The sequence below is a fragment of the Actinomyces ruminicola genome (genome assembly GCF_900103885.1).
GTDB classification, from domain to species: Bacteria; Actinomycetota; Actinomycetes; order Actinomycetales; family Actinomycetaceae; genus Actinomyces; species Actinomyces ruminicola.
Window position 1 is genome coordinate 16,548 of the sequence record NZ_FNIM01000010.1, and the last position, 21,065, is coordinate 37,612.

Here is a 21,065-nt window from a genome sequence, read left to right on the forward strand (position 1 = left end):
ATCAGCTCACCCTCACGCGCGGGTCAATGATCGCCACGAGGACGTCAGACAGGAGGGCACCGATCAGCGTCATCAGTCCGGAGAAGGCGACCACGGCGACGGTGCCGTTGATGTCGAAGGTGGAGATGGAGGTGACGGCGTACTCACCCATGCCGTGCCAGGTGAAGACGGTCTCCGTGATGGAGGCGCCAACGAACATGGTAGCCAGGGCGAAGGCGAAGTAGGTGCCCATGGGGATCAGTGAGGTGCGCAGCGCGTGGCGGGTAATGGCCTGATGCTTGCGCAGTCCCTTGGCGCGGGCGGTGCGCACATAGTCGGCGCCGAGGGTATCGAGCATGAGGTTGCGCTGGTAGCGCGAGTAGGTGGCGATGCCTGTAAGCGACATGGAGATGGTCGGCAGCAGCAGGTGTTGGGCGCGACCGACGAAGCCGGAGCCCTCGCCGACGAACTCGAAGACCTGCCCGCCCAGGGCGGCGTTGGCCTTGATGGCACCGAGTTTGAGGAACAGGGCGATGACCATGACCGGCGTGGAGAAGACGATCAGGGAAAGCACCGTGATTATGCGGTCGGCGGCGGAGTACTGCTTGGTGGCGGTCCAAGCGCCTAGTGCCGTGCCGACGCCCATACCGATGAAGGAGCCGAGGAAGACCAGCCGCACCGATACCCACATGCGGCGGGCAACGATGGCGTTGACAGACTCGCCCTTGGGGGTCTTGCCCCAGTCCCATTCAGTGAGCACACCGGTAGCCCAGATCCTGAAGCGATCCATAACCGGATCGTTGGGGTTGATGTTGTAGGACGTGAGCGTGGCGTAAATGCCGTCCCAATTGAGCTTGGTGTTGCTCATGTCGTACAACCCCAGCGGGTTGAGCTGCGTTGCGGCGAGGAAGTACGCCAGCACGGTCGCTATGAACAACAGGAGCGCGTAGTTCGCGATCCTGCGCATTAGGTACGGAAACATGCGGTCTTCTCTTTGGCGGGCCGCGGGAGGACGCGGCCCCTCGGGGAGGCCGGATTCCGTGCGGCTACGGACGTCCTGCCCGGATCAAGTCGCCCACGGGCGGCTCCAGGACCGGACGGACCGTCTCACGATACCCGCATTTCGAGACGCCCTTGGCACCCTGGAGGCCAAGAGCGGGGTGCCCTGTCCAACGATGTCCAGCATCGAACCGGCGAATAACGGCCACCCAAGTAACCTCCGCCACATTCCATCCGTGGGCGGCAGCGGGCACCCCGGACTCGCCACACCGACCGAGAGGAAGCCCGCCGCCCCGCGCAGGGCCGCCGGAAGCGGCCGCCCCGGGCGGGGACTCGGCGGCGTCGGCGCGGACGGTCAGCTCGCGGCGCGAGCGTCCCGACGGCGGAACAGGGCCGCCACCACGGCGCCGGAGAGGTTGTGCCAGATGGAGAAGACCGCACCCGGCAGGGCCGCCTCCGGGCTGAAGTACTGGGCGGCGAGCCCGGCCGCCAGCCCCGAGTTCTGCATGCCGACCTCAATGGCGGTGGTGCGCGAGGCCTTCTCGTCGCGGCTGGTCACCCGTCCGATCAGGTAGCCGAGCAGGTAGCCCAGGCAGTTGTGCAGGGCGACCACCAGCAGCACCAGCAGCCCGGCGGAGGCGATCTTGGCGGCCGAGCCGGAGACCACGGCGATCACCACGTAGCAAATGCCGAGCACGGAGATCCACGGCATGACCGGCAGCAGCGGCTCCACAAAGCGCCCCAGGAGGGCGCGGACCACCAGGCCGCCGACGACGGGCACCAGCACGATCTTGACGATCGACAGCGCCATGGAGCCGCCGTCGACGGGCATGTACTGGCCGGCGAGCCACTGGGTGAGCAGCGGCGTCATCAGCGGAGCCAGCAGGGTGGAGATCGAGGTCATGGTCACCGACAGCGCCACGTCACCGCGCGAGAGGTAGGAGATCACATTGGAGGAGGTGCCGCCGGGGGCGCAGCCCACCAGGATGACACCTGCGGCCAGGGCCGGGTCCAGCTGGAAGATGCGGGTGAGCGTCCAGGCAATGATCGGCATGACCACGAACTGTGCGGCCACGCCCACCAGCACCGGCAGGGGGCGGCGCACCACCAGGGCGAAGTCGGGGACCGTGAGGGTCAGCCCCATGCCGAACATGATGATGCCCAGCGCGTAGTTGGTGCCCGCCGCCAGCGGGCTGAGCGCCTCGGGGGCCAGCATCGCGGCGGCGAAGGCCAGCAGGATCAGCAGCGGGAAGACCGTGACGGCGATGTAGGCGGAGCGGTCCTCATCGCTGCGCTTCGCAGGTGCCGGGTGGGAGCCCGTCGGCTCTGGAGAGTACGGGGAATCGACTGGGTTGGTCATGGTGCAGTCCTATCGCCGCCTACCGCGATGCGGAGGGCCGGTCTCGGCACTCGGGAGCGCGTGTCAGCGCAGCGCGGTCGGCCGGGGCAGCAGAGCCGCGGCGAAGGACTTCAGCAGATCACCGATCACGAACGGCGCCAGCCCCATGGCGAGCACCGCGCCCCAAGAGGCGCCGGTGGCGGCCTTCAGCCAGACCAGCCCGGGCGCGTAGACGAGGGCGGAGGCGAGCAGCATGAGGCCGACTCGCACCGCCGACGCACGCAGGGCCGCCATCGCCCCCGCGCCACGGCTGACGGAGGTGGCACCGGCCCGGCCGGCGAGCAGCGCGGCGAGCCCGTAGCCGAGCACATACCCGAAGGAGGCGGTGATGCCGCCGTTCCCGCCCGCCAGCACCGGGGCTCCGAGCGCGGCCGCGGCGGCGAACAGGGACACGGCCGCCAGGCCGCGGCGAGAGCCGAGCACCCCGCCCACGCCGAGGGCGGCGAAGGTGCCGAGCGTCACCGGCACCGGGGTGAAGGGCAGGGGTAGGGCGATCTGGCCGATCAGGGCGATGGCGACGGCCCCGCTGAGGACGAGCGCCGCCTCGCGGGCCACACGGTGGACCCGGGGCGCGGCGGCGGCCGGAGCGGCTTCAACGCGGACAGCAGGACGCGGGTTTGTGCTCATGCCACTACCGTAGGGGGCGAGGCCTCCACGACGCACCGCCGTTTGCCGCCCGTATCCGCGAGCACATCTTGTGGGATACCTCCAACTCTCGGTTGTAGGACAGCCCACGTGTCAAAGGCCTTCCCCTACCCGCCCGGGTGAGCACCGCCAACACGCCCAGGCCGGCACCTGTGACACACCGCGGCTGCCAGACCAGGCAGGCCTGTCATGGAATGCACCACTTTCAACCAGTACTGTCCCCGGCACGCCACATCGAGCCGCATGATTCCGCGGTGACTGCGGGGGCCGCAGAGGAAGGAGACGCAGAAAGTGGTGCACTCCATGACAGGTGTCGGCCTCGAGCGCCGCGTACGCCGCAAGACGCCCAACCGCGGACTCAGGAGACCGTGACACTCCCGGAGGTGGCGCCGGTGGCGGCACCACCGTTGGTGGTGCTGACGGTGATGGCGGAGGTGGAACCGGCGGTGATGACGCCGTCGAAGCTGGTGGCGTCCATGGTGAGGGTCAGGGTGCCGCCGTTGGAGCCGGAGCTGCCCCAGCGGTCCTCGTCTGCGGTGGCCAGGCCGCCGGAGGTCTCCAGGGTGCAGCCGGTCAGGGTGGCCTCGGCAGTGGTGTTGGTGACGTAGAGGATCGGTACGTCCCGACTGCAGGTCAGGGCCACGTTGGTCAGGGCCAGGGTGGAGGCCTCGGTGGCCGCGTCGGCGTCGGCGGCGTCGCCGGACATGGACTGGTACAGCATCACTCCCGCGGTCTCGGAGTCGGTGGTGAAGGTCGAGTCGGAGACGGTGGCGTGGTTCTTGCCCTCGACGACGATCGCCTGCCCCTGCCCCGCGGTTCCGGTCAGGCCGGAGACGGTGATCTCGCCGGTGGAGTAGATGCAGGGCGAGCCGTCGCCGGCGGTGGTGAAGGTGTTGGTGCCGTCCACCGTCACCGTGCCGGAGCCGCGGTCGGTGGCGACGGCGGCGCAGTGGGCGCCCTCGGTGGTGATGGTGAGGTCGGCGCCGGTGATGGTGCCCGCGTAGGTGGCGTGCAGGCCACGGGAGGACTCCCCGGTGGTGGCAATGGCACTGGCTGTGACTTCGGCGGTGGCGCCACCGGTGGCGACGACGGCGTTGGCGCCGGAGGCGTCGGTGGTCAGCGTGGTCTGGTCGACACTGGCACTGCTGGAGTCTCCGACCACCACCACGGCGGAATTGAGCCCGTAGAAGCTGTAGGAGTCGTCCACCCCGTGCTCGCCGTCGGTGGAGGCGTCGCCGGACTTGTTGATGCGGGCGTTGGTGACGGTGAGGGCGCCGCCGTTGACGACCAGGAAGACGGCCTCGTCGGCGCTGGTGGATTCGTAGGTGCCACCGTCGATGGTGGCCGTGATGCCGTCCACGATGTAGGCACCGTTCAGGGTGACCTCCTTGTCCCCGATGGAGCCGGTCCAGGGGCCGGCGGACAGGGCGGTGTTCGAAGCGCTGGCCTCGTGGTACTCGGGGCCGGTGGCGACGTCCGCGTCGGTGGAGGCAGTGGCATCGGTCGTCGCAGCGGCGGAGTTGCTCGCAGCACCGGAGGCGGCGGAGGCCGACGTACCGGAGGAGCCACACGCGGCCAGCGCCCCGGCCGCAGCCAGGCCGAGGCCGCCCACCAGCATTGCACGTCTGCGCATGAGGAAGCGGTCGACGGTCACGTCACCGTCCTTGGTGGTTTCGTCGGCGCGGGCGTAGCGGGGGCGATTGAAAGCCATTGGGATCTCCTCCGAGTGCTGATGCCGCCGCCGGAGAGCGGAGCCCTGGCCCGTTCGCGCCGGAGGCGGCTGGTCGTGTCACCCATCAGTGTGTTCGCCGTCGATATGGGCGAGCTGTGCGCGCCGTATGGTTACGGCGTGACTTGACGGCCGCGTCCCGGCTGTGGGTCTGCAACGCCACTTCACCGTTCAGAACGCCACTTAGCGCTCTGCTGAGGGCCCCGGGGGGCATTCAACCAGCCACGAACCGGCGTAGTAGACCGCGAAGTGGCGTAGTAGACGCGCTAGCGTGCCGCCATGCCCGCACTCCCCCTTCACACCGGCCCCGACGACGCCGTGCCCGGCGTCCCCGCCGCGCCCTTCGCGCTGGTACCCGCCGCCTATGTGCTGCTACTGCGCCCGCGGCAGGACGCCGACCTCACCGCCCCCGGTGCTGCGGGCACCGAGGTGCTGCTGCAGCTGCGCCGCAACACCGGCTTCATGGATGGGCACTGGGCCGCCGGGATCGCCGGGCACGTCGAGCCCGGCGAGTCGGTGACCGCGGCGGCGGTGCGCGAGGGCGCCGAGGAGCTGGGCGTCGTCGTCGACCCCGTTGACCTCGCCCCGCTGACCGCCATGCACCGCTCCAATGCGGTCGGCGGGCCGGCGCTGGAGCAGCGCGTGGACTTCTTCTTCACCCTCACCCGCTGGCGCGGCCGCCCCACCATCCAGGAGCCCGACAAGAGCGGCGGCCTGGCCTGGTTCGCACTGGGCGCCCTGCCCGAGCCGATCCCGCCGCACGAGCTCGCGGCGCTGCGGCTCCTGACCGGCGCCCTCGACGGCGGGCGGCCGGTCCCGGCTATCACCACCTTCGGCTTCGCCGGAGACTGACGCCCGCGCCGAGACCGGCAGGCCGAAACGAGGGGCGGGGCCCGGACCAGTGTCCGTGCCCCGCCCCGATGCCGGACCCTCCCGGGCCGGCCTCACGCGCTCGCGCCGCCGCCGAGCCGCCTGGCCCGGCGCTCGGGCCGGCTGCGGCCGTTCAGGCCTTGCGCGCGTTGATGGAGGCGACCACCGCGTCCAGCGTGGCCGCGAGCTCACCGTCGCGCAGGTCGGCCGGGGTGAAGGTGCTCATGTCCGCCGAGGCGTCCACGTACAGCATCAGCTGCACGGCCGGGGAGACGGTGTGCATGCTCCAACCGCCCAGGACGGTGCGCCACTGCTCGACGGCGCGGATGGCGCCGTCGCCGGAGTACCCGACGAAGCCGACGGTCTTGTTCTGGAACTCGGAGAACAGGTGGTCGGTGGCGTTCTTGAAGGCGCCGGGGATGCCGTGGTCGTACTCGGAGGTGACGAACACGAAGCCGTCCTGGGAGTCGATGGCCTCGGACCAGGCCTGCACCCGCGGGTCGTCATACTGCTTGTTCGCCATGGCGGGCGGCACCGGCGAGGTGAACAGGGGCAGGTCGAAGGACTTGACGTCGATGATGGAGTAGTGGGCGTCGCCGCGGGCGCGCGCGTGCTCGAGCACCCACTCGGCGATCTGCTCACCGAGGCGGACCTCCCGCACCGATCCGAGGACGATCCCGATCTTGGGCTTGTTGGTCATGGAGTTGCTCCCTTCAGGCCAGAGCCCGCCCGGGTCCGGGCGGCATACGGCCCAACTCAACACGGACGCCGAGGCCTAGGCCAGCGAAACCGCACGTTGACATCGTCACACCACCGTTATGCCCACGCCGACCGCTCCGCGCCGCTTCTCAGAGTCCGAGGAACTCCATGATGTCGGGCAGCTCCCGGCGCGCCTGGGCCAGGCCGGCCTCGTAGGCGCTGACCACACGGTCATAGCGCAGCTCGCCGTTCTCGATCGACATGCGGTCAGGCTGGAACAGGTAGACGCGCCCCTGCCGACGCCCCCGCTCCAGCTCCTCGATAGTCCGGTTGTAGCCGTCGGGCCGGTTGATGATGGCCTCGGCCACCTCGGGCTGCTTGTAGAACATGCGCCGGTAGGCGGCGGGGCGCTTCTCGGCGGGCTTGCGGTAGCCGGCCGGCCGGGTGGAGACCACGAGCATGCGCTCGTAGCCGTCGGCCGCGGCGGCGTCCGTGGCGAAGCCGCCGGTGGGGCCGAGCGCGCCGTCCAGGTAGGGAACGCCGTCGATGTGGACGGTGGGCATGAGCAGCGGCATGGACGACGACGCCTGGCAGCGCACCAGCAGGTCCTCCATGACGTCCATGTCCTCCAGGCCCCAGTAGACCTCCTCACCGGTGTCGCAGCGGAAGGAGCCGATGCGCACGGTCGCCTCAGAGGCCTTGAAGGTCTCCCAGTCGAAGGGGAACAGCTCCCCGGGCAGGGAGGTGTGCTGGTAGATGTGCTCGGAGTTGAAGTAGCCCTGGCCGCGGGCGAAGCTGCCCCAGCCGCCGGCGTCCGGGTCGGTGGTGAGCCCGACGAAGGCCTCCCGGGTGCGCCAAAGGTCGCGGGAGACCATGTTGACGGTGTTCGTGGATCCGGCGGAGATGCCGCCCACCCAGGGGAAGAACAGCCCCTCCTCCAGCAGCACCTGCACCAGCGCCGCGGTGTAGGTGCCACGCATGCCGCCGCCCTCGAAGACGAGGGCGACGTCGTCGATGCGCCGGGTGATCGGGGCGGGCGCGTGAGCGGGATCCCCGTAGGGCACGGGGCGGGACGGGGCGAGGGTCGAGATGGTCATGATGGTCCCAGGCTATCGAGGCGCGGCGGGAGGGCGCAGTGATCCCGGACGCATCCCACCCGGCCGACGGCGAGCGCGCCCGGGCTCCGGTGGCCGCGGTGACGGGGTGCCCTCCGCCCGTCCCGACGACGGCTCGCCCATGCCACGCTCTCCCCGCCGCCCCCTGGCCGCCGACGTCGGCCGCGCGTAGCGTTACGCCATGGCATACCCTCAGCTGCTTCAGCCCCTCGCCCTGCGCTCTCTCGCCGCCCGCAACCGTCTCTGGCTCCCGCCCATGTGCATGTACTCGGTCACCGCCGAGGACGGCGTCGTCACCGACTGGCACGTGGTGCACTACGGCTCCCGCGCCCAGGGCGGCTTCGGCACCATCATTGTGGAGGCCAGCGCCGTCACCCCGGAGGGCCGCCTGTCCCCCAACGACCTCGGCCTGTGGGACGACGCCCAAGTCGCCGGCCACCGCCGCATCGTCGAGGCCATTCACGCCGGTGGCGCGCTGGCCGGCGTGCAGCTCGGCCACGGCGGCCGCAAGGCGGGCACGCCCCCGTGGCGCCCCGCCGTCGAGGGGGCGCGCTCGGGCACCCTGCCCGGCTGGAACCTGGTGGCGCCGAGCGCGGCGGCCTACCCGGAGCACGCCACGCCGCGGGCGCTGACGACCACCGAGATCGCCGACACCGTGCAGGCCTTCGCCGATGCCGCCCGCCGCGCGGTGGCGGCAGGCTACGACGTGATCGAGTTGCACGGCGCCCACGGCTACCTGATCCACCAGTTCCTCTCGCCGCTGTCCAACACGCGCACCGACGCCTACGGCGGCTCGGCCGAGGGAAGGCGCCGCTTCGCCCTGGAGACGGCCCAGGCGGTGCGCGAGGCCATTGGCGAGGAGAAGGTCCTCGACATCCGCCTGTCGGCCACCGACTGGGCCGAGGGCGGGCTCACGGGAGACGACACCGCCGAGCTCGCCCGGCAGCTGGTGGCGGTCGGCGTGGACGTGCTGCACGTGTCCACCGGCGGGAACGTGCCCGCGAAGGTGCCGGTGGGACCCGGCTACCAGGTCCCCTTCGCCGGCCAGGTCAAGCACGCCGTCGCCGGCATGACGACGCCGGGCGGCGGGCAGCCGCAGGTGGTCGCGGTGGGCCTCATCGACTCCGGCCTGCAGGCCGAGCAGATCCTGGTGGCCGGCCTGGCCGACGCCGTCGCCACGGGCCGCGGCGCGCTGCGCGACCCGTACCTGCCGGTGCGCTGGGCTCACGAGCTGGGCGTTAACGACTGGCAGGCCGCGCACCTGCCGGTCCAGTACTGGCGCGGCGCCTGGCGCTGAGACGTTGTCAAGAAGCAAAAGCAGTGGGGCCAACGGTGCCGTCGGTCCCACTGCTTCAGTCACGTCGAACTTTGGGTGTTATTCATGGGGGTGTGGGGTTGGGTGAGGGTCGTGTCGTTGTTGGGGCATCGGTCGCCGGGCGGGAGGATCGGGGTGTTACTACTCGATTCTCCTGTGGAGGCGACCGATGCGGTATGGGTCTACAACCGGGCTGGCCGGGGCTGATGTTGATGAGCTGGCCGAGCGGGTTCAGCAGATCCTGGACGGTCGGGGCACGAGCCTGGGCCGGCACCTGCTTGGTGTGCGCAGGCAGGTAGAGCTGGTGCTGATGCTGCTGTGCCAGAACATCTCCCAGACGCTGGCCGTCGATCTGGTTGGCGTGTCCCAGCCCACCGTGTCCCGCATCTTCAGGCGCATCAAGCCGCTACTGACACAGGCGCTGGCGATGACCGGTATCAGCCTGGAGGCGGCCATCACACAGGGCCATCTGCTGCTGATCGACGGAACCTACACCCCCACCGGCAACCGGCCGGGAGCGGGCAAGGACACCGCCAAGGCCAACTTCTCCACCAAGCACCACTGCCAGTGCCTGTCCGTCCAGGTCGCCGCCACCACCGGCGGCCAGCTGGTGGCAGTGTCCGGCCCGATGCCCGGCTCCCGTCATGAGAGCGCCGCCCTGGAACTGTGCGGCTGGGCCGACGCGCTGGACACCCAGGACGCAGACTGGATCGCCGACACCGTCCACACCGCCGACGGAGCACCGACCCCCATCAAGAAGACCCCCGGGCAGCCCCGCCCGCAGTGGGTCAAGCAGTGGGCCGCCAAGTCTCCTACATCCGCTCCGTCGTAGAACACGCCATCGCCGCCCTGAAGAACTGGACGATCCTGTCAACCGGCTACCGCCACCGCCTGAACGAACTACCCGACACCATCACCCTGGCCACCAAACTCGAACTCTACCGAACCGGATGGTAAAATCACATGTAGAACACCCTTATATGACCCCCACTATAAGTGCAATGAGAATTGTAGGAGGTTAGCATGAAAACGATAGGACTGATTGGCGGAATGAGTTGGGAGAGCACTGTTACATATTACCAAGTAATTAACGAAACGATCAGGAGGGAACTTGGCGGGCTTCATTCTGCGAAAACTCTGTTGTATAGCGTAGACTTTGATCAAATTGAAAAATACCAGGCAAGTGGCGAGTGGGATAAGAGTGCCGAAACACTATCTGATGCGGCGGTACGGCTGGAAAAGGCGGGAGCCGATTTTATCGTTATTTGCACGAATACCATGCACAAGGTTGCCCCGCAAATGAGCGAGCACATTTCCATCCCAATAATTCATATTGCGGAAGCAACGGCGGATAGGTTAAAAGAGCAAGGAATCACGACCGTTGGGCTATTGGGAACAAAATATACAATGACACAGGAGTTCTATAAGGCAAAGCTAACAGAAACGGGAATTCGTGTGCTAATTCCGAATGAAGAGGATGTGGAAACTATCAACTCCGTGATTTACGACGAGCTTTGTTTAGGAAATATCCGTCAGGAGTCGAAATCCAAGTATCTTGCTATCATCGATAAGTTGGCAGATAAAGGTGCGCAGGGCGTGATTCTCGGTTGCACGGAAATAGGACTGCTCGTCCAGCAAGAGGATACCGACTTACCTGTTTTCGATACCACATTGATTCATGCCGAAAAAGCAGCACTTTCTTCCATCGACGATTAAATCAAAGTCCAATTTAAGGCAAAAAGGGGCTCCCTTTCGTTGCCAATGGTGGGTGGTGTTTAGCAGCGCCATGGGCGTGGGTGGCTGTCGGGTTGCAGTGTGCCCGGCAGGGCGCGTGGGCCCTGTGCGCCTTTGGGGTGGTTGGTGTTGCGCGATGGGTCCTGTACGAGGTTCTTATAGGGGGTTAGGGGGCGTTGACGACGCGTTGGAGCAGGCGTGTAGCAGCAGGCCGCGGTACCGGGCGTGGCGGCGCTTGAACCGGAACGTGAACTCGTCGAGGTAGGAGGGCAAGTGCCCCGCGGACCATGACCCGTGGTACGCCCCCGCCAGGAAGTGATCGACCGATGCACAGCGGGCAGTGCTTGATGGGCCGGGCCGTTGGAGGCGGTGACTTTGATCGGCGAGCTTGTCAAGTTTTCTGTGTAAGCGGGTCGTTGTTACAGGTAGGGTCGGATTCGTTCGGGGTAGGCGTCGGTGACCACCGTGGCCCCAGCCCGGACGGTGGTGGTCACGAATTGGCGCAGCGATGTCTTGGAGGCGTCCGATATAACCATCAGTCGGCACCGCCCCCAGCCCCTCTCGCCGACCTCTATTGCCCCGGCAACCAGGGTCCTGCCCGCGGCCCCACGTCCCGCCGTCCCTGCCCGAGGGCCACCCAACCCAGATAGGTCTCATCGACCTCGACCCGTCTAGCCAGCGGTTGTGAGTCGGACCAGCCCATCACCGACCGCAACCGCGACAGCATCGCCCACACTGTCTGGTAGGAGCCCACCGGCAGCACCTGATACAGGTGGGCGGCGCTGGCCCCGTTCTTAGACGCGACCATCTGCCAGGCGACTTCAAACCACACCGTCAGGGGAATCCTCGTACCGTCCAGGATCTGCTGAACCCGCTCGGCCAGCTCATCAACATCAGCCCCGGCCAGCCCGGTTGTAGACCCATACCGCATCGGTCGCCTCCACAGGAGAATCGAGTAGTAACACCCCGATCCTCCCGCCCGGCGACCGATGCCCCAACAACGACACGACCCTCACCCAACCCCACACCCCCATGAATAACACCCTTTGGTACTGCAATTCGAGCACTGCAACCAGTTGGTCGAAACTGGCTGAAGCGTATATGTCTCGCACACCGGACACTTATGCCCTTTAGCCATCTGATGACTCCCTTGCAATCGGCGCATCTCAAGTTCCGCTACCTTAGGCATCCTAAAACCCAGTGGTTCTCAATTGACTATCAGGCGCCCAGCCAGTAGGCGTGCAGGGCCCGGGCCAGACCGCCGCCGTCGGCGAGCGCGCACATCTCCCGCTGAGAGTGCATGGACAGCAGCGGCTGGCCGACGTCGACCGTGGGGATGCCCAGGCGAGTGGCGGTGAGCGGGCCGATGGTGGTGCCGCAGGGCACGGCGTTGTTGGACACGAAGTCCTGACTGGGCACCGCCGCCGCGCGGCAGGCACGCGCCCACGCGGCCACGGCGGCGGCGTCGGTGGCGTAGCGCTGCTGGGCGTTGATCTTCAGCAGCGGGCCGCCGCCGAGGACGGGGCGCACTGCGGGGTCGTGCAGCTGCGGGTAGTTCGGGTGGGCGGCGTGGCCGGCGTCGGCGGATACGCACAGGGAGCGGGCCAGCAGCGCCGCGTAGGCGTCACCGGCCGCACCCATGGCGCCGGCCAGGCGCCCCAGGACGGCCTGCAAGAACGGGCCGGCGGCGCCGGTGCGACTCCCGCTGCCGACCTCCTCGTGGTCGTTGGCCACGAAGACCACCGGGGCGGCGACGGCGTCCCCGCACGCCAGCGTCTCCAGGGCGACCAGTGCGGCGTGCACGGAGGAGAGGTTGTCCAGCCGGGAGGAGGCGAGGAACTCCCCATGGCGGCCGAAGCGGGCCGGGGGCTCGGTGGGGTAGGTGAGGATGTCGCAGAAGGCCAGGTCGGCGGGGTCGATGCCGGCCAGCTCGCACAGGTATTGCTCGGGTGCGTCGGGGCCGGGCCGGGTGGCTGCGGCGCCGTCGGCCGTGCCGCCGGTGGCCGCTCCTGGTGCGTCGCCGCCCGTGATGGCCCACAGCGGCAGCAGATGGGCCTGCTTGTCCAGGTGCAGGGAGTCGTTGACGCTGCGGTCCAGGTGTGGGGCGACCTGGGCCACGCGCGCGATCGGGCCGGTGCGCACCAGGTGGGTGGCGCCGTCGTAGGTGGTCAGGCACCCGGCCAGGCCGAGCTCCCGGTCCAGGAAGGAGTTCAGCAGCGGACCCCCGTAGACCTCCACGTTCAGCACCTGCACGCCGTCGCGCACCATGGCGGCGCGGGGCTTGAGCCGCAGCGCCGGGGAGTCCGTGTGCGCGCCGACGATCCGCAGCCCGCCGCGCGGCTCCAGCCGCTCGGGCAGCAGCCAGGCGATGACGGCGCCGCCCCGCCGGGTGTAACCGCGCCGGGGCAGGTCGGCGCCCCAGGGCTCGCGCTCGTCCACGGCGGTCAGGCCGACGGCATCCAGTCGCCGCGCGACCTCCGCCGCTGCGTGGTAGCTGGTGGGCGAGGCGGTGACGAAGGCGATGATCGAGTCGGCGTAGGCGTCGTCGTCGCGCAGGGCGAGCGCGGTTTCGGGGTCTGGCATGAGCCAAGTATGGGGCAGTCCAGCGATGCCGCCGCCGCAAACTGTCCCGAATTCGGACATCCTGTCCGTATGCCGCGCCGCCGCCTGGGCCTTCCGACCTATGGACACGAGCGGCCGCCCTCACCTACGCTTGCAAACGTTCCCGGGAACGTTTGCACCTGTGTTTCCGGGCGCCCGATCCGCTCTTGATCCCAAGGAAGTGAACCAACATGAGCGTTCCAGTCCCCAACCTCCGCGGCCTCAACCCCGCCCCCGTCACCCCCTTCACCCCCGACGGCGAGATCGACTTCCCCGCCATCAAGCGCCTGGGCTCCTGGCTCGGCAGCTTCCCGGAGGTCACCTCACTGGTGGTGCTCGGCCACGCCGGCGAGGGCACCTTCCTCACCCAGTCCGAGCAGGTCGCCGTCATCGAGGCCTTCGTGGCCTCCACCGACGGCCGCGTGCCGGTCGTCGCCGGCATCACCGGCGAGGGCACCAAGGTCGCCTGCGAGGAGGCTCAGCGCGCCGTCGACGCCGGAGCCACCGCGGGCCTGATCTACCCCTCCCACGGCTGGCTGCGCTTCGGCTTCCAGCCCGGCGCCCCGCAGGACCGCTACAAGGCGATCTACGAGGAGACCGGCCTGAACGAGATCCTCTTCCAGTACCCGGACGTCACCAAGTGCAGCTACGACCTGGACACCCAGCTCGAGATCGCCGCGCTCCCCGGCGTGCACTACACCAAGAACGGGGTGCGCAACATGAAGCGCTGGGACACCGAGATCCCGGTGCTGCGCGAGGCCTTCCCGGACCTGACGATCATGAGCTGCCACGACGAGTACCTGCTGCACACCATGTTCGACGTCGACGGCCTCCTGGTCGGCTACGGCAACATCGCCCCCGAACTGCTGATCAAGCTGCTCAAGGCCGGCCAGGCCCACGACTACGACGCCACCCGCGCCGTCCACGACCAGCTCCTGCCGGTGACCAAGGCGGTGTACCACCGCGGAAGCCACATGGAGGGCACCGTCGCCCTGAAGGAGGCGCTGGTCGAGCGCGGCGTCCTGGAGACCGCCACCGTCCGCTCCCCGCTGCGGCCGCTGGCCGAGGGCGCGCACGAGGAGATCGCCGCCGCCCTGGCCGCCGCCGGAATCGGCAAGGCCCGGATCCCGGCCTGAGTGGTGACGGCGATCGCTGACCGGTGATCGGCGTGTGCGGCGGCCGCCGTGGGGCCACCCGACGGCCGCCGCACGCACCGGGCCGGCTGTGCCCACCCGGCACCGCCCGCCACCGCCCACCACCGGCAGATGCCCCTCCGCCGCACCATCGGCCCGGGCTCCCGCCAACTGCCCCACCCCCACCGCCCACAACGGAGTAGGCCGTGATCCTCATACAGTTCCTCGTCTTCCTCGCCTTCATCATCCTCGGCGCCAGAATCGGCGGCATCGGCATTGCCTTCGCCGGCGGCGCGGGAGTGTTCGTCCTGTCCCTGCTCGGCGCCACTCCCGGCGACCTGCCCATGCAGGTGATCGTGTTCATCATGGTCGTCATCTACGCGGCCTCGGCCATGCAGGTCGCCGGCGGGATCGACTACCTGGTCAACCTCACCGACCGCCTGCTGCGGGCCCACCCCAAGTACCTGGCGCTGCTGGCGCCGATGGTGACCTACCTGCTCACCTTCGCCGCCTCCACCGGGCAGGTCTCCTTCGCGACCATGCCGGTGATCGTGGAGGTCGCCAAGGAGAACAACATCCGCCCCACCCGCTCCCTTTCGGTGGGTGTGGCCGGATCGCTGCTGGGCATTACCGCCTCCCCGATCTCCGCCGCCGTGGTGTTCCTGTCCGGCAAGCTCGAGGAGGGAAACACGGGGTGGACCTTCATCGACCTGATCCTCGTGTCGATCCCCGCCACCTTCCTGGGCACCATGACCACCGCCCTGCTGTTCATGCTCTGGGACAAGGCCCGCGGCAACGACCGGCTCGACACCGTGCCCGAGTACCAGCGGCGCCTGAAGGCCGGGGAGATCGCCCCGCCCAAGCACGAGGTCCGCGAGCTGCGCCCGGGCGCCAAGCTGTCGGTGCTGATCTTCGTGATCGCCCTCGTGGTGGTGCTGGCCTACTCCATCGCCATCTCCGAGAAGGTCGGGCTGATCAGCGACCCCGTCATGGACGCCGGCCAGTGCCGTATCTCCGTCATGCTCGCCGCCGCCGGGGCGATCATCGTGGCCTGCCGGGCCAACCCGAAGGCGATTCCGGGCTCGTCGATCTTCCGCACCGGCATGAGCGCCTGCGCCTGCATCCTCGGCGTCGCCTGGCTGGGCACCACCTTCATGACCGCCAACCAGGACTGGATCCAGGCGCACCTGGGGACGGCCCTGGCCGGCAAGCCGTGGCTGTTCGCCCTGCTCGTGGTGATCGCCTCCTCGCTGCTTTACTCGCAGGCGGCCTCCACCAAGGCCCTGTTCCCGACGGCGCTGGCGATCGGCGTGGCCCCGGCCACCGTGGTCGCCTGCTTCCCGGCGACCTCCTCCCTGTTCATCCTGCCCACCTATCCGACCCTGCTGGCGGCGGTTGAGCTCGACGACACCGGCTCGACGCAGCTCGGAACGCATTTCTTCGACCACCCCTTCCTCATCCCCGGGCTCATGGCCACCGGGCTGAGCGTGGTCTACGGCTTCGCCCTGGCCGCCGTCGTCGTCTGAGCGGCGGATCAGGCCACGCCCGCGGGTCGCCGCCAGCCCAGGCGCGCACGCCGGCTTCCTCCCCCATCTCCCGCCTCCTGGTTCGCGGCCGCACCGCTACGATGCGGTCAGCGAACCAGGAGGCAGCATCGTGAAAGCCGTGACCCTTAAGGACGTCGCCACCGCGGCGGGCGTGTCCATCTCCACGGCCTCCCGCATCCTCGACGAGCGCCTGCCGACCTCCCGCTCCGCCTCCGCCCAGCGCGTCAAGGAGGCGGCCGCACGGCTCGGGTACCGGCGCGACGCCGCCGCCTCCGCGCTGCGGCGCGGCGACACCGGCACCGTCGGGGTGCTGGTGCCGCGCCTGTCCGACACGGTGATGGCGCTGCTGTTCGAGGCGATCTTCTCGGCGGCGGCAGCCCGGGGACTGTTCGCCCTCGTATCCGTGTGCGGCGACGACTCCGCCGCCGAGGCCCGCGCCGTCGACTCGCTGCTGGCCAGACGCGTTGACGGGCTGGTGCTCGCCACCGCGCGCCTGGACGATCCTCTGCCCTCCTCGCTGCGCGACCGGCAGGTGCCGCACGTGCTCGCGCTGCGCACCGACGGCGTCTCCCCCTCCTCCGTGTGCGACGACGAGCTCGGCGGCTACCTGGCCACGCGGCACCTGCTCGACCTCGGCCATACCGCGATCGCCGTCCTGCCCGGCCCCGACTTCACCTCCACCGCGCAGCAGCGCCTGGCCGGCTATCACCGCGCCATGGCCGAGGCCGGCCTGGACACGCCGCAGACACGCATCCGCCACTGCGGCTTCGGCTACACCGCCGGACGCGAGGCCGCCGCCGCAGTGCTCTCCCGGTCGTCGGAGACCACCGCGGTCTTCGCCGCGAATGACCGGCTCGCCATGGGGACCCTGGCCGCGGCCAGCGCCCTGGGACGCAGGGTCCCGGAGGAGTTGAGCGTCGTCGGCTACAACGACACCCCGGTGGCCGCCCAGTTGGCCGTGCCCTTGACCACGGTGCACGTCCCCTTCGACCTCATCGCCGTCGGCGCCCTCGACCTGCTGGCCGCGCAGACTGCGGGCACCGGCGAGCAGCCGGCCGACCGCGTAGCCGTCCCCACGCTCATCCCCCGGCGATCCGCCGTCTCCCGCAAGCGCTAGCGGCGCCTCCAGGAGGGCGCCGCGCCGGCACCGCCGCCCTCTCCCGCTGACCGCGCCCGCCCGAAACCCGGCGACTCCCCCTGCGCCCGCTGGCCAAACGCCCCGCTTTGCGCCACGATCGCCCCATGACGCCGGCCCCCTCCCCCGCTCCGCCCGCCATTCCCGCCCTCGGCACCAGCCCGGTGCGGGCCGTGCTGTTCGACGCCGACGGCGTGCTGCAGCTGATCGGCACCCCCTGGGACCAGGCGCTGACCGCCGGCGGCGGAGAGCTCTTCTGCCGCCGCCTGCTCGCCGAGGAGGGCCCCGCGCTGCGGGGACACGAGGACCTGCGCACCCTGCTGGAACGGCTGGCGGGCGAGCTGGGACTCACCGCGAGCGCGGAGCAGCTGCTGGAGCTGTGGTGGCAGGCCACAGCGGACCCGCTCGCCTGGCAGGTGGTGCGCGACCTCAGGGCCGCCGGCTACACCACGGTGCTGGCCACCAACCAGCAGCACGAGCGCCGCGCGTGGATGCGCTCAGCCCTCGGCTACGACGGCTTGTGCGACGTGGACGCCTACTCCTGCACGCTCGGGGTGGCCAAGCCCAGTCCGGACTACTTCCACACCGTGCTCGAGCTGGTGGGGGTGCGCCCGCAGGAGGCGCTGTTCGTGGACGACAACGCCGCCAACATCGCCCAGGCGGCCGCGCTCGGCATCCGCACGGTGCACCACCCGGCAGATGCCGGCGGCGTCCTGCTGCGTCAGGAGGTCGTCTCCGTGCTCGACGGCGCCGCCTCCGCCTGAAGCGCTCGCCGGCGTCCCGCCGCTCGAGTGCGTGTCGTCGGCAGGCGCATTCTCGGCTCGCCCGGCTGCCTCCCCGCGCGCGTCCCCGACGCGCCGAAGGGCGCCAGAGCGCGCCCGACACGCCGACAGTCATTTCTCATCCTCCGGTAGGAGGCCGTCCAGGTTCATCTCATACTTTCGGAATCCAGAGTTCATCCATACGGGCTTGCGAGGCGCCTGCGGACACACGAAACTCGGGTCTGTAGGCGCAGCGGAACCGGCGCCCGGAAGGAAGACCATGACGAGCATCACGACGTCCGGAGGCATTCGGGGGCGGCGTCCCGCCTCCCCCGCGGACCGCACGCCGGACGCCGTCAAGGCCGCCGCCGCCGCCCACCGGCGGATCAATGCCCGCCTGGAGGATCCCGCCCGCCTGGCCCCGCGCGTATTCCTGCACCTGATCAACCGCATTCACCGGCTGCTGCCGGGGATAGTGCGTCATCGGGTGCCGGTGACCTTCATCGGCTATGCGCTCATCAACGGCTCCGGATTCGTCATTGACATGAGCTTCCTGTGGCTGTTCTACGAGCGGCTGCACTGGTTCTACCCGCTGGCGGTGACCGTGGGGTATGCCCTGGCGGGCCTGTACTCGCTGCTGCTGAACCGGTGGCTGAACTTCCAGTCCCACGGGTCGCTGACCGCCCAGGGATCGCGCTACGCGGTCGGCCTGGTCTCCCAGTACGTCATCTTCATTCTGGGGCTGTCCAGCCTGCTGCACCTAGTGGGCGTCAACGCGGAGCTGGCCCGGGTGATCTCGGCCTGCTGCGAGGGGATTTACCTGTATGTGCTGATGCGCCTGTGGGTGTTTCGCGGCACGCCCGAGCCCGCGTCCGACGCCGCCTGAGTCCCGCCTGCGCCATCGCCCGCCACGCGGGCAGGGCCGCCTCAGCCGCCGGTCCGCTGACGCCGCCTGGGCAGCCGTCACCAGAAGGCGCGCGTGGTCTCCGTGGGCCCGTCCAGCTCGGTGAAGCCGGCGTCCACCACCGAGACCGGCCGCTTCCGGGTCCGCCAGGGCTGCGCCGACGGAAAGGCGACGCGCACGCGGTACCCCTGCGCCGCCCATCGCCGGCGCAGATCCGCCGGCAGCCGCGGGCTCTCCCAGGCCAGCTGGGCGGCGTGAGCGACCTGGGCACACAGCTTCCCACTGGTCATCTCCTCCAACGGCGTGACCTCCACCGTCACCAGGGCCTGCTCCGAGACCGAGGCGCTGGTCAGGGTGATCCCGCGGCCGGCGTCGGGGGCCTTGGCGACGGCGGCGGTGATTGCGGCGGGCGGAGGGGGCAGCTCGTCGCCGTGGGGGAAGTGCGTGCCCTCCACCTGGGTCTTGGCCAGGGCCGGCGGCAGCGGGCGGACCGGGCCGGGCACGAGCGCGCGCGCCTCGGCGCTGCCCCACCCGGCCGGACCCGCCTGGGCGACGGTGACGCCGGGAAGCTCCTGGATCTCCTCCCAGCGGCGGCCGCGAGCGCGGCGCACCAGCTTGCGGATGCGCCCGTCCCGCCAGTACTCAACGGCCTCGTGCCAGGCTCCGCCCGGGGCGGCCTCAGGGGCGGCCAGCAGGGCGACAACGGCGCGGGCGGAGGCCTCGGCGACGTCGATGCGGCGGGGCGGGTGGACCTTGTCGTAGTGGACGGCGATCTGCATGGCCCAGGGGACGGCGTGATCGGCGTTCCCGGATGGTGCGGGCGAATCGCCAACAGCGGGGGCGGATTGCGGGGACAATGACTGCATGCGTCACATTATCTGGGACATGGGCGGCACACTGGTGGACACCTACCCGGAGGTTGACCGGGTCCTGTGCGAGGCGGCCTTCGGGGACGCCGCCCCCGAGCATCTGCGGCACGTGACCGGGCTGACCCGGCACTCCATCGCCCATGCAATCGCCACGCTCAGCGACGAGCAGCGCCTTGACCCGGAGGCGCTGGAGGCGGCGTACGCCGACCTCAAGGAGCGCTGGCGCACCAGGCCCGCGCCCGTCATGGACGGGGCGCGGGAGGTGATGGCGCGGGTCAGCGAGCTGGGCGGACTCAACCTGGTGGCCACGCACCGGGATCGGACCTCCGCGACGGCGCTGCTACAGGGGCTGCACCTGGAGATGGATGACGTCGTCTGCGCCCCCGACGGGGTGGCCCGCAAGCCCAGTCCGGACATGAACCTGCTGCTGGCGCAGCGACACAACCTGGATCCGGCGGAGGTGCTGTGCGTCGGGGACCGGCCGATCGACGTGGTTGCCGCCCGGGAGGCGGGCATGCCCGCGGCGCTGCTGGTGCGTCCGGGCACCACCGTGACCCTGCCCGATGACGCCCCCGGTGCGCTCGTCGTAGCCAGCCTGCGGGACTTGCTCCCCCTGCTGGACTGAGCCGCGCACCTTCCAGCCCTCCTGGCCCCCCTTCCGGCCCGATCCGCGCCAACACTGTCGCAAACGGGCACAAACACCGGCCCCGACACCAGGGGCCGGAAACAAAACCGCATGATTCCAATGATCCGAGTACGGCCGTTCGGCACGTCAGATTCGTTTGTGACCGTTTGCGACAGTGACGGCTGCTAGTCGGCTTCGAAGTCAGTGATCCGCCGCGCCCGGCAGGCGCATGAGCAGGGCGTCGTCGAAGACCAGGCCGGCGTAGCCGTCCACGTGGGCGGCCGTCTCGAAGCCGGCGGCCAAGTGGGTGGCCACGGAGGCGTGGTTGGCCGTCTCGACGACGCTGAACAGGTCCTCCCCCGGCGCGACCTCCTGCACGGCGGAGGCCACCGCGGCGAGCAGCGCACGGCCGATGCCGCGACGGCGGGCGGCGGGATCGACGATCAGGCCGGAGACCATCCAGCGCTCCGGCCGTCCCTCCTCCAGGTCGCCGGGGAGCAGGAATGCTCCCGACAGGGCCACTGGGGCGGAGGCGTCATCGCCGATCCCGATGTCGGCACTCGCGGGCGCCTCGGCGTCCTCAACGCGGGCCTGCGGGTCATCGGCGGCCGGCCCCAGTGGCAGGGAGGCCAGGAGCAGCACCGGCAGCGCGGCAATCATGCGCGGCGCCTGCTCCAGGGCCTCCTCCACGGTGATGCCCCGCAGGGCGAGCAGGCGGGCCACCCGCGCGGCGTCGTCGGGCTGGGCGGGGCGGATGAGCGCGCCGGGATACGTGGCGCTCATGCCCGGATCCCGCCCTCGACCGGGAACTCCTCCAGGCTGCGCGTGTGCACATGGGCGTCGGTGGTGGGCACCGGGGTGGAGGCGAGGCGGCTGCTGCAGGTCGTGCGCATGGGTGCATCATGCACCAGTGGGCCCCGGCGCCTGAAAGAGGCGCCGGGGCCCACTGGGGTTGGGCTGATCACCGGTTCGGACCCGGACGGGAGGAGCGCACCGGTTGTTGCCA

General features: G+C 69.8%; 21 protein-coding genes. 10 read left to right on the forward strand and 11 right to left on the reverse strand.

The annotated features are described in order from the left end of the window. Position 1: 1 nt before the first annotated feature. From BLR49_RS08745 to BLR49_RS13260, 4 genes are all read right to left on the reverse strand, one after another. Positions 2–961 (reverse strand): ABC transporter permease, encoded by a 960-nt coding sequence (locus BLR49_RS08745; RefSeq protein WP_092536537.1) that lies wholly within the window; start codon positions 959–961, stop codon positions 2–4. Positions 962–1,333: 372 nt separating this feature from the next. Further along, positions 1,334–2,338, reverse strand: a complete 1,005-nt coding sequence (locus BLR49_RS08750; protein ID WP_092536540.1) for a bile acid:sodium symporter family protein — start codon at positions 2,336–2,338, stop codon at positions 1,334–1,336. 63 nt (positions 2,339–2,401) lie between these two features. Next, positions 2,402–3,004: a biotin transporter BioY gene (locus BLR49_RS08755; protein ID WP_092536543.1), complete on the reverse strand. Its 603-nt coding sequence runs from the start codon at positions 3,002–3,004 to the stop codon at positions 2,402–2,404. 376 nt (positions 3,005–3,380) lie between these two features. Next, a complete protein-coding gene (locus tag BLR49_RS13260) occupies positions 3,381–4,733 on the reverse strand; it encodes a hypothetical protein (RefSeq protein WP_176765828.1) in 1,353 nt (450 codons plus the stop codon). A gap of 297 nt (positions 4,734–5,030) precedes the next feature. On the opposite strand from BLR49_RS13260, the gene BLR49_RS08765 reads away from it, so the two are divergent. After that, complete coding sequence (locus BLR49_RS08765; protein ID WP_092536546.1) at positions 5,031–5,603, forward strand: NUDIX hydrolase; 573 nt, start codon at positions 5,031–5,033, stop codon at positions 5,601–5,603. A 151-nt stretch (positions 5,604–5,754) separates the two neighbouring features. On the opposite strand, the gene BLR49_RS08770 is transcribed toward BLR49_RS08765, so the two are convergent. Both BLR49_RS08770 and BLR49_RS08775 read right to left on the reverse strand, forming a co-directional pair. After that, positions 5,755–6,321, reverse strand: a complete 567-nt coding sequence (locus tag BLR49_RS08770) for an NADPH-dependent FMN reductase (protein WP_092536549.1) — start codon at positions 6,319–6,321, stop codon at positions 5,755–5,757. A 148-nt stretch (positions 6,322–6,469) separates the two neighbouring features. Next, positions 6,470–7,417 (reverse strand): patatin-like phospholipase family protein, encoded by a 948-nt coding sequence (locus BLR49_RS08775; RefSeq protein ID WP_092536552.1) that lies wholly within the window; start codon positions 7,415–7,417, stop codon positions 6,470–6,472. A gap of 199 nt (positions 7,418–7,616) precedes the next feature. Between BLR49_RS08775 and BLR49_RS08780 the strand changes: the two genes are divergently transcribed. The 3 genes from BLR49_RS08780 (at position 7,617) to BLR49_RS08790 (ending at position 10,466) form a co-directional block, all read left to right on the forward strand. Continuing rightward, positions 7,617–8,732: an NADH:flavin oxidoreductase/NADH oxidase gene (locus tag BLR49_RS08780; protein ID WP_092536555.1), complete on the forward strand. Its 1,116-nt coding sequence runs from the start codon at positions 7,617–7,619 to the stop codon at positions 8,730–8,732. Between the two features lie 187 nt (positions 8,733–8,919). Then, a complete protein-coding gene (locus tag BLR49_RS08785; RefSeq protein ID WP_218121334.1) occupies positions 8,920–9,582 on the forward strand; it encodes a transposase in 663 nt (220 codons plus the stop codon). 191 nt (positions 9,583–9,773) lie between these two features. Then, entirely contained in the window at positions 9,774–10,466 is a 693-nt protein-coding gene (locus tag BLR49_RS08790) for an aspartate/glutamate racemase family protein (RefSeq protein ID WP_176765829.1), read from the forward strand. A gap of 437 nt (positions 10,467–10,903) precedes the next feature. On the opposite strand, the gene BLR49_RS13975 is transcribed toward BLR49_RS08790, so the two are convergent. From BLR49_RS13975 to BLR49_RS08805, 3 genes are all read right to left on the reverse strand, one after another. Then, positions 10,904–11,125, reverse strand: a complete 222-nt coding sequence (locus tag BLR49_RS13975) for a transposase (protein ID WP_092536557.1) — start codon at positions 11,123–11,125, stop codon at positions 10,904–10,906. Beyond that, the gene (locus BLR49_RS13265) at positions 11,056–11,415 is read right to left on the reverse strand and encodes a hypothetical protein (protein ID WP_092536560.1); all 360 of its coding nucleotides are present in this window, start codon (positions 11,413–11,415) and stop codon (positions 11,056–11,058) included. Before BLR49_RS13265 ends, BLR49_RS13975 begins: the two co-directional genes overlap by 70 nt. 287 nt (positions 11,416–11,702) lie before the next feature. Then, entirely contained in the window at positions 11,703–13,067 is a 1,365-nt protein-coding gene (locus tag BLR49_RS08805) for a M18 family aminopeptidase (protein ID WP_092536563.1), read from the reverse strand. Positions 13,068–13,276: 209 nt separating this feature from the next. Between BLR49_RS08805 and BLR49_RS08810 the strand changes: the two genes are divergently transcribed. The 5 genes from BLR49_RS08810 (at position 13,277) to BLR49_RS08830 (ending at position 18,547) form a co-directional block, all read left to right on the forward strand. Beyond that, positions 13,277–14,221, forward strand: coding sequence for a dihydrodipicolinate synthase family protein (locus tag BLR49_RS08810; protein ID WP_092536566.1), 945 nt, complete (start codon positions 13,277–13,279; stop codon positions 14,219–14,221). A 203-nt stretch (positions 14,222–14,424) separates the two neighbouring features. Continuing rightward, positions 14,425–15,744 (forward strand): anaerobic C4-dicarboxylate transporter family protein, encoded by a 1,320-nt coding sequence (locus BLR49_RS08815; protein WP_092536569.1) that lies wholly within the window; start codon positions 14,425–14,427, stop codon positions 15,742–15,744. A gap of 130 nt (positions 15,745–15,874) precedes the next feature. Beyond that, entirely contained in the window at positions 15,875–16,882 is a 1,008-nt protein-coding gene (locus BLR49_RS08820; protein WP_218121335.1) for a substrate-binding domain-containing protein, read from the forward strand. 125 nt (positions 16,883–17,007) lie between these two features. Beyond that, entirely contained in the window at positions 17,008–17,664 is a 657-nt protein-coding gene (locus BLR49_RS08825) for an HAD-IA family hydrolase (RefSeq protein ID WP_092536575.1), read from the forward strand. Between the two features lie 277 nt (positions 17,665–17,941). Continuing rightward, complete coding sequence (locus BLR49_RS08830; protein ID WP_092536578.1) at positions 17,942–18,547, forward strand: GtrA family protein; 606 nt, start codon at positions 17,942–17,944, stop codon at positions 18,545–18,547. A 77-nt stretch (positions 18,548–18,624) separates the two neighbouring features. Here the strand turns inward: BLR49_RS08830 and BLR49_RS08835 are convergent, their stop codons facing one another. Next, positions 18,625–19,344 carry an aminoacyl-tRNA hydrolase gene (locus BLR49_RS08835; RefSeq protein ID WP_092536581.1) on the reverse strand — a complete coding sequence of 240 codons (720 nt, stop codon included), beginning with the start codon at positions 19,342–19,344 and terminating at the stop codon, positions 18,625–18,627. 85 nt (positions 19,345–19,429) lie between these two features. On the opposite strand from BLR49_RS08835, the gene BLR49_RS08840 reads away from it, so the two are divergent. Beyond that, positions 19,430–20,059: an HAD family hydrolase gene (locus tag BLR49_RS08840; protein WP_092536584.1), complete on the forward strand. Its 630-nt coding sequence runs from the start codon at positions 19,430–19,432 to the stop codon at positions 20,057–20,059. A gap of 201 nt (positions 20,060–20,260) precedes the next feature. On the opposite strand, the gene BLR49_RS08845 is transcribed toward BLR49_RS08840, so the two are convergent. Next, positions 20,261–20,842, reverse strand: a complete 582-nt coding sequence (locus BLR49_RS08845; protein ID WP_092536587.1) for a GNAT family N-acetyltransferase — start codon at positions 20,840–20,842, stop codon at positions 20,261–20,263. Between the last annotated feature and the right edge of the window lie 223 nt (positions 20,843–21,065).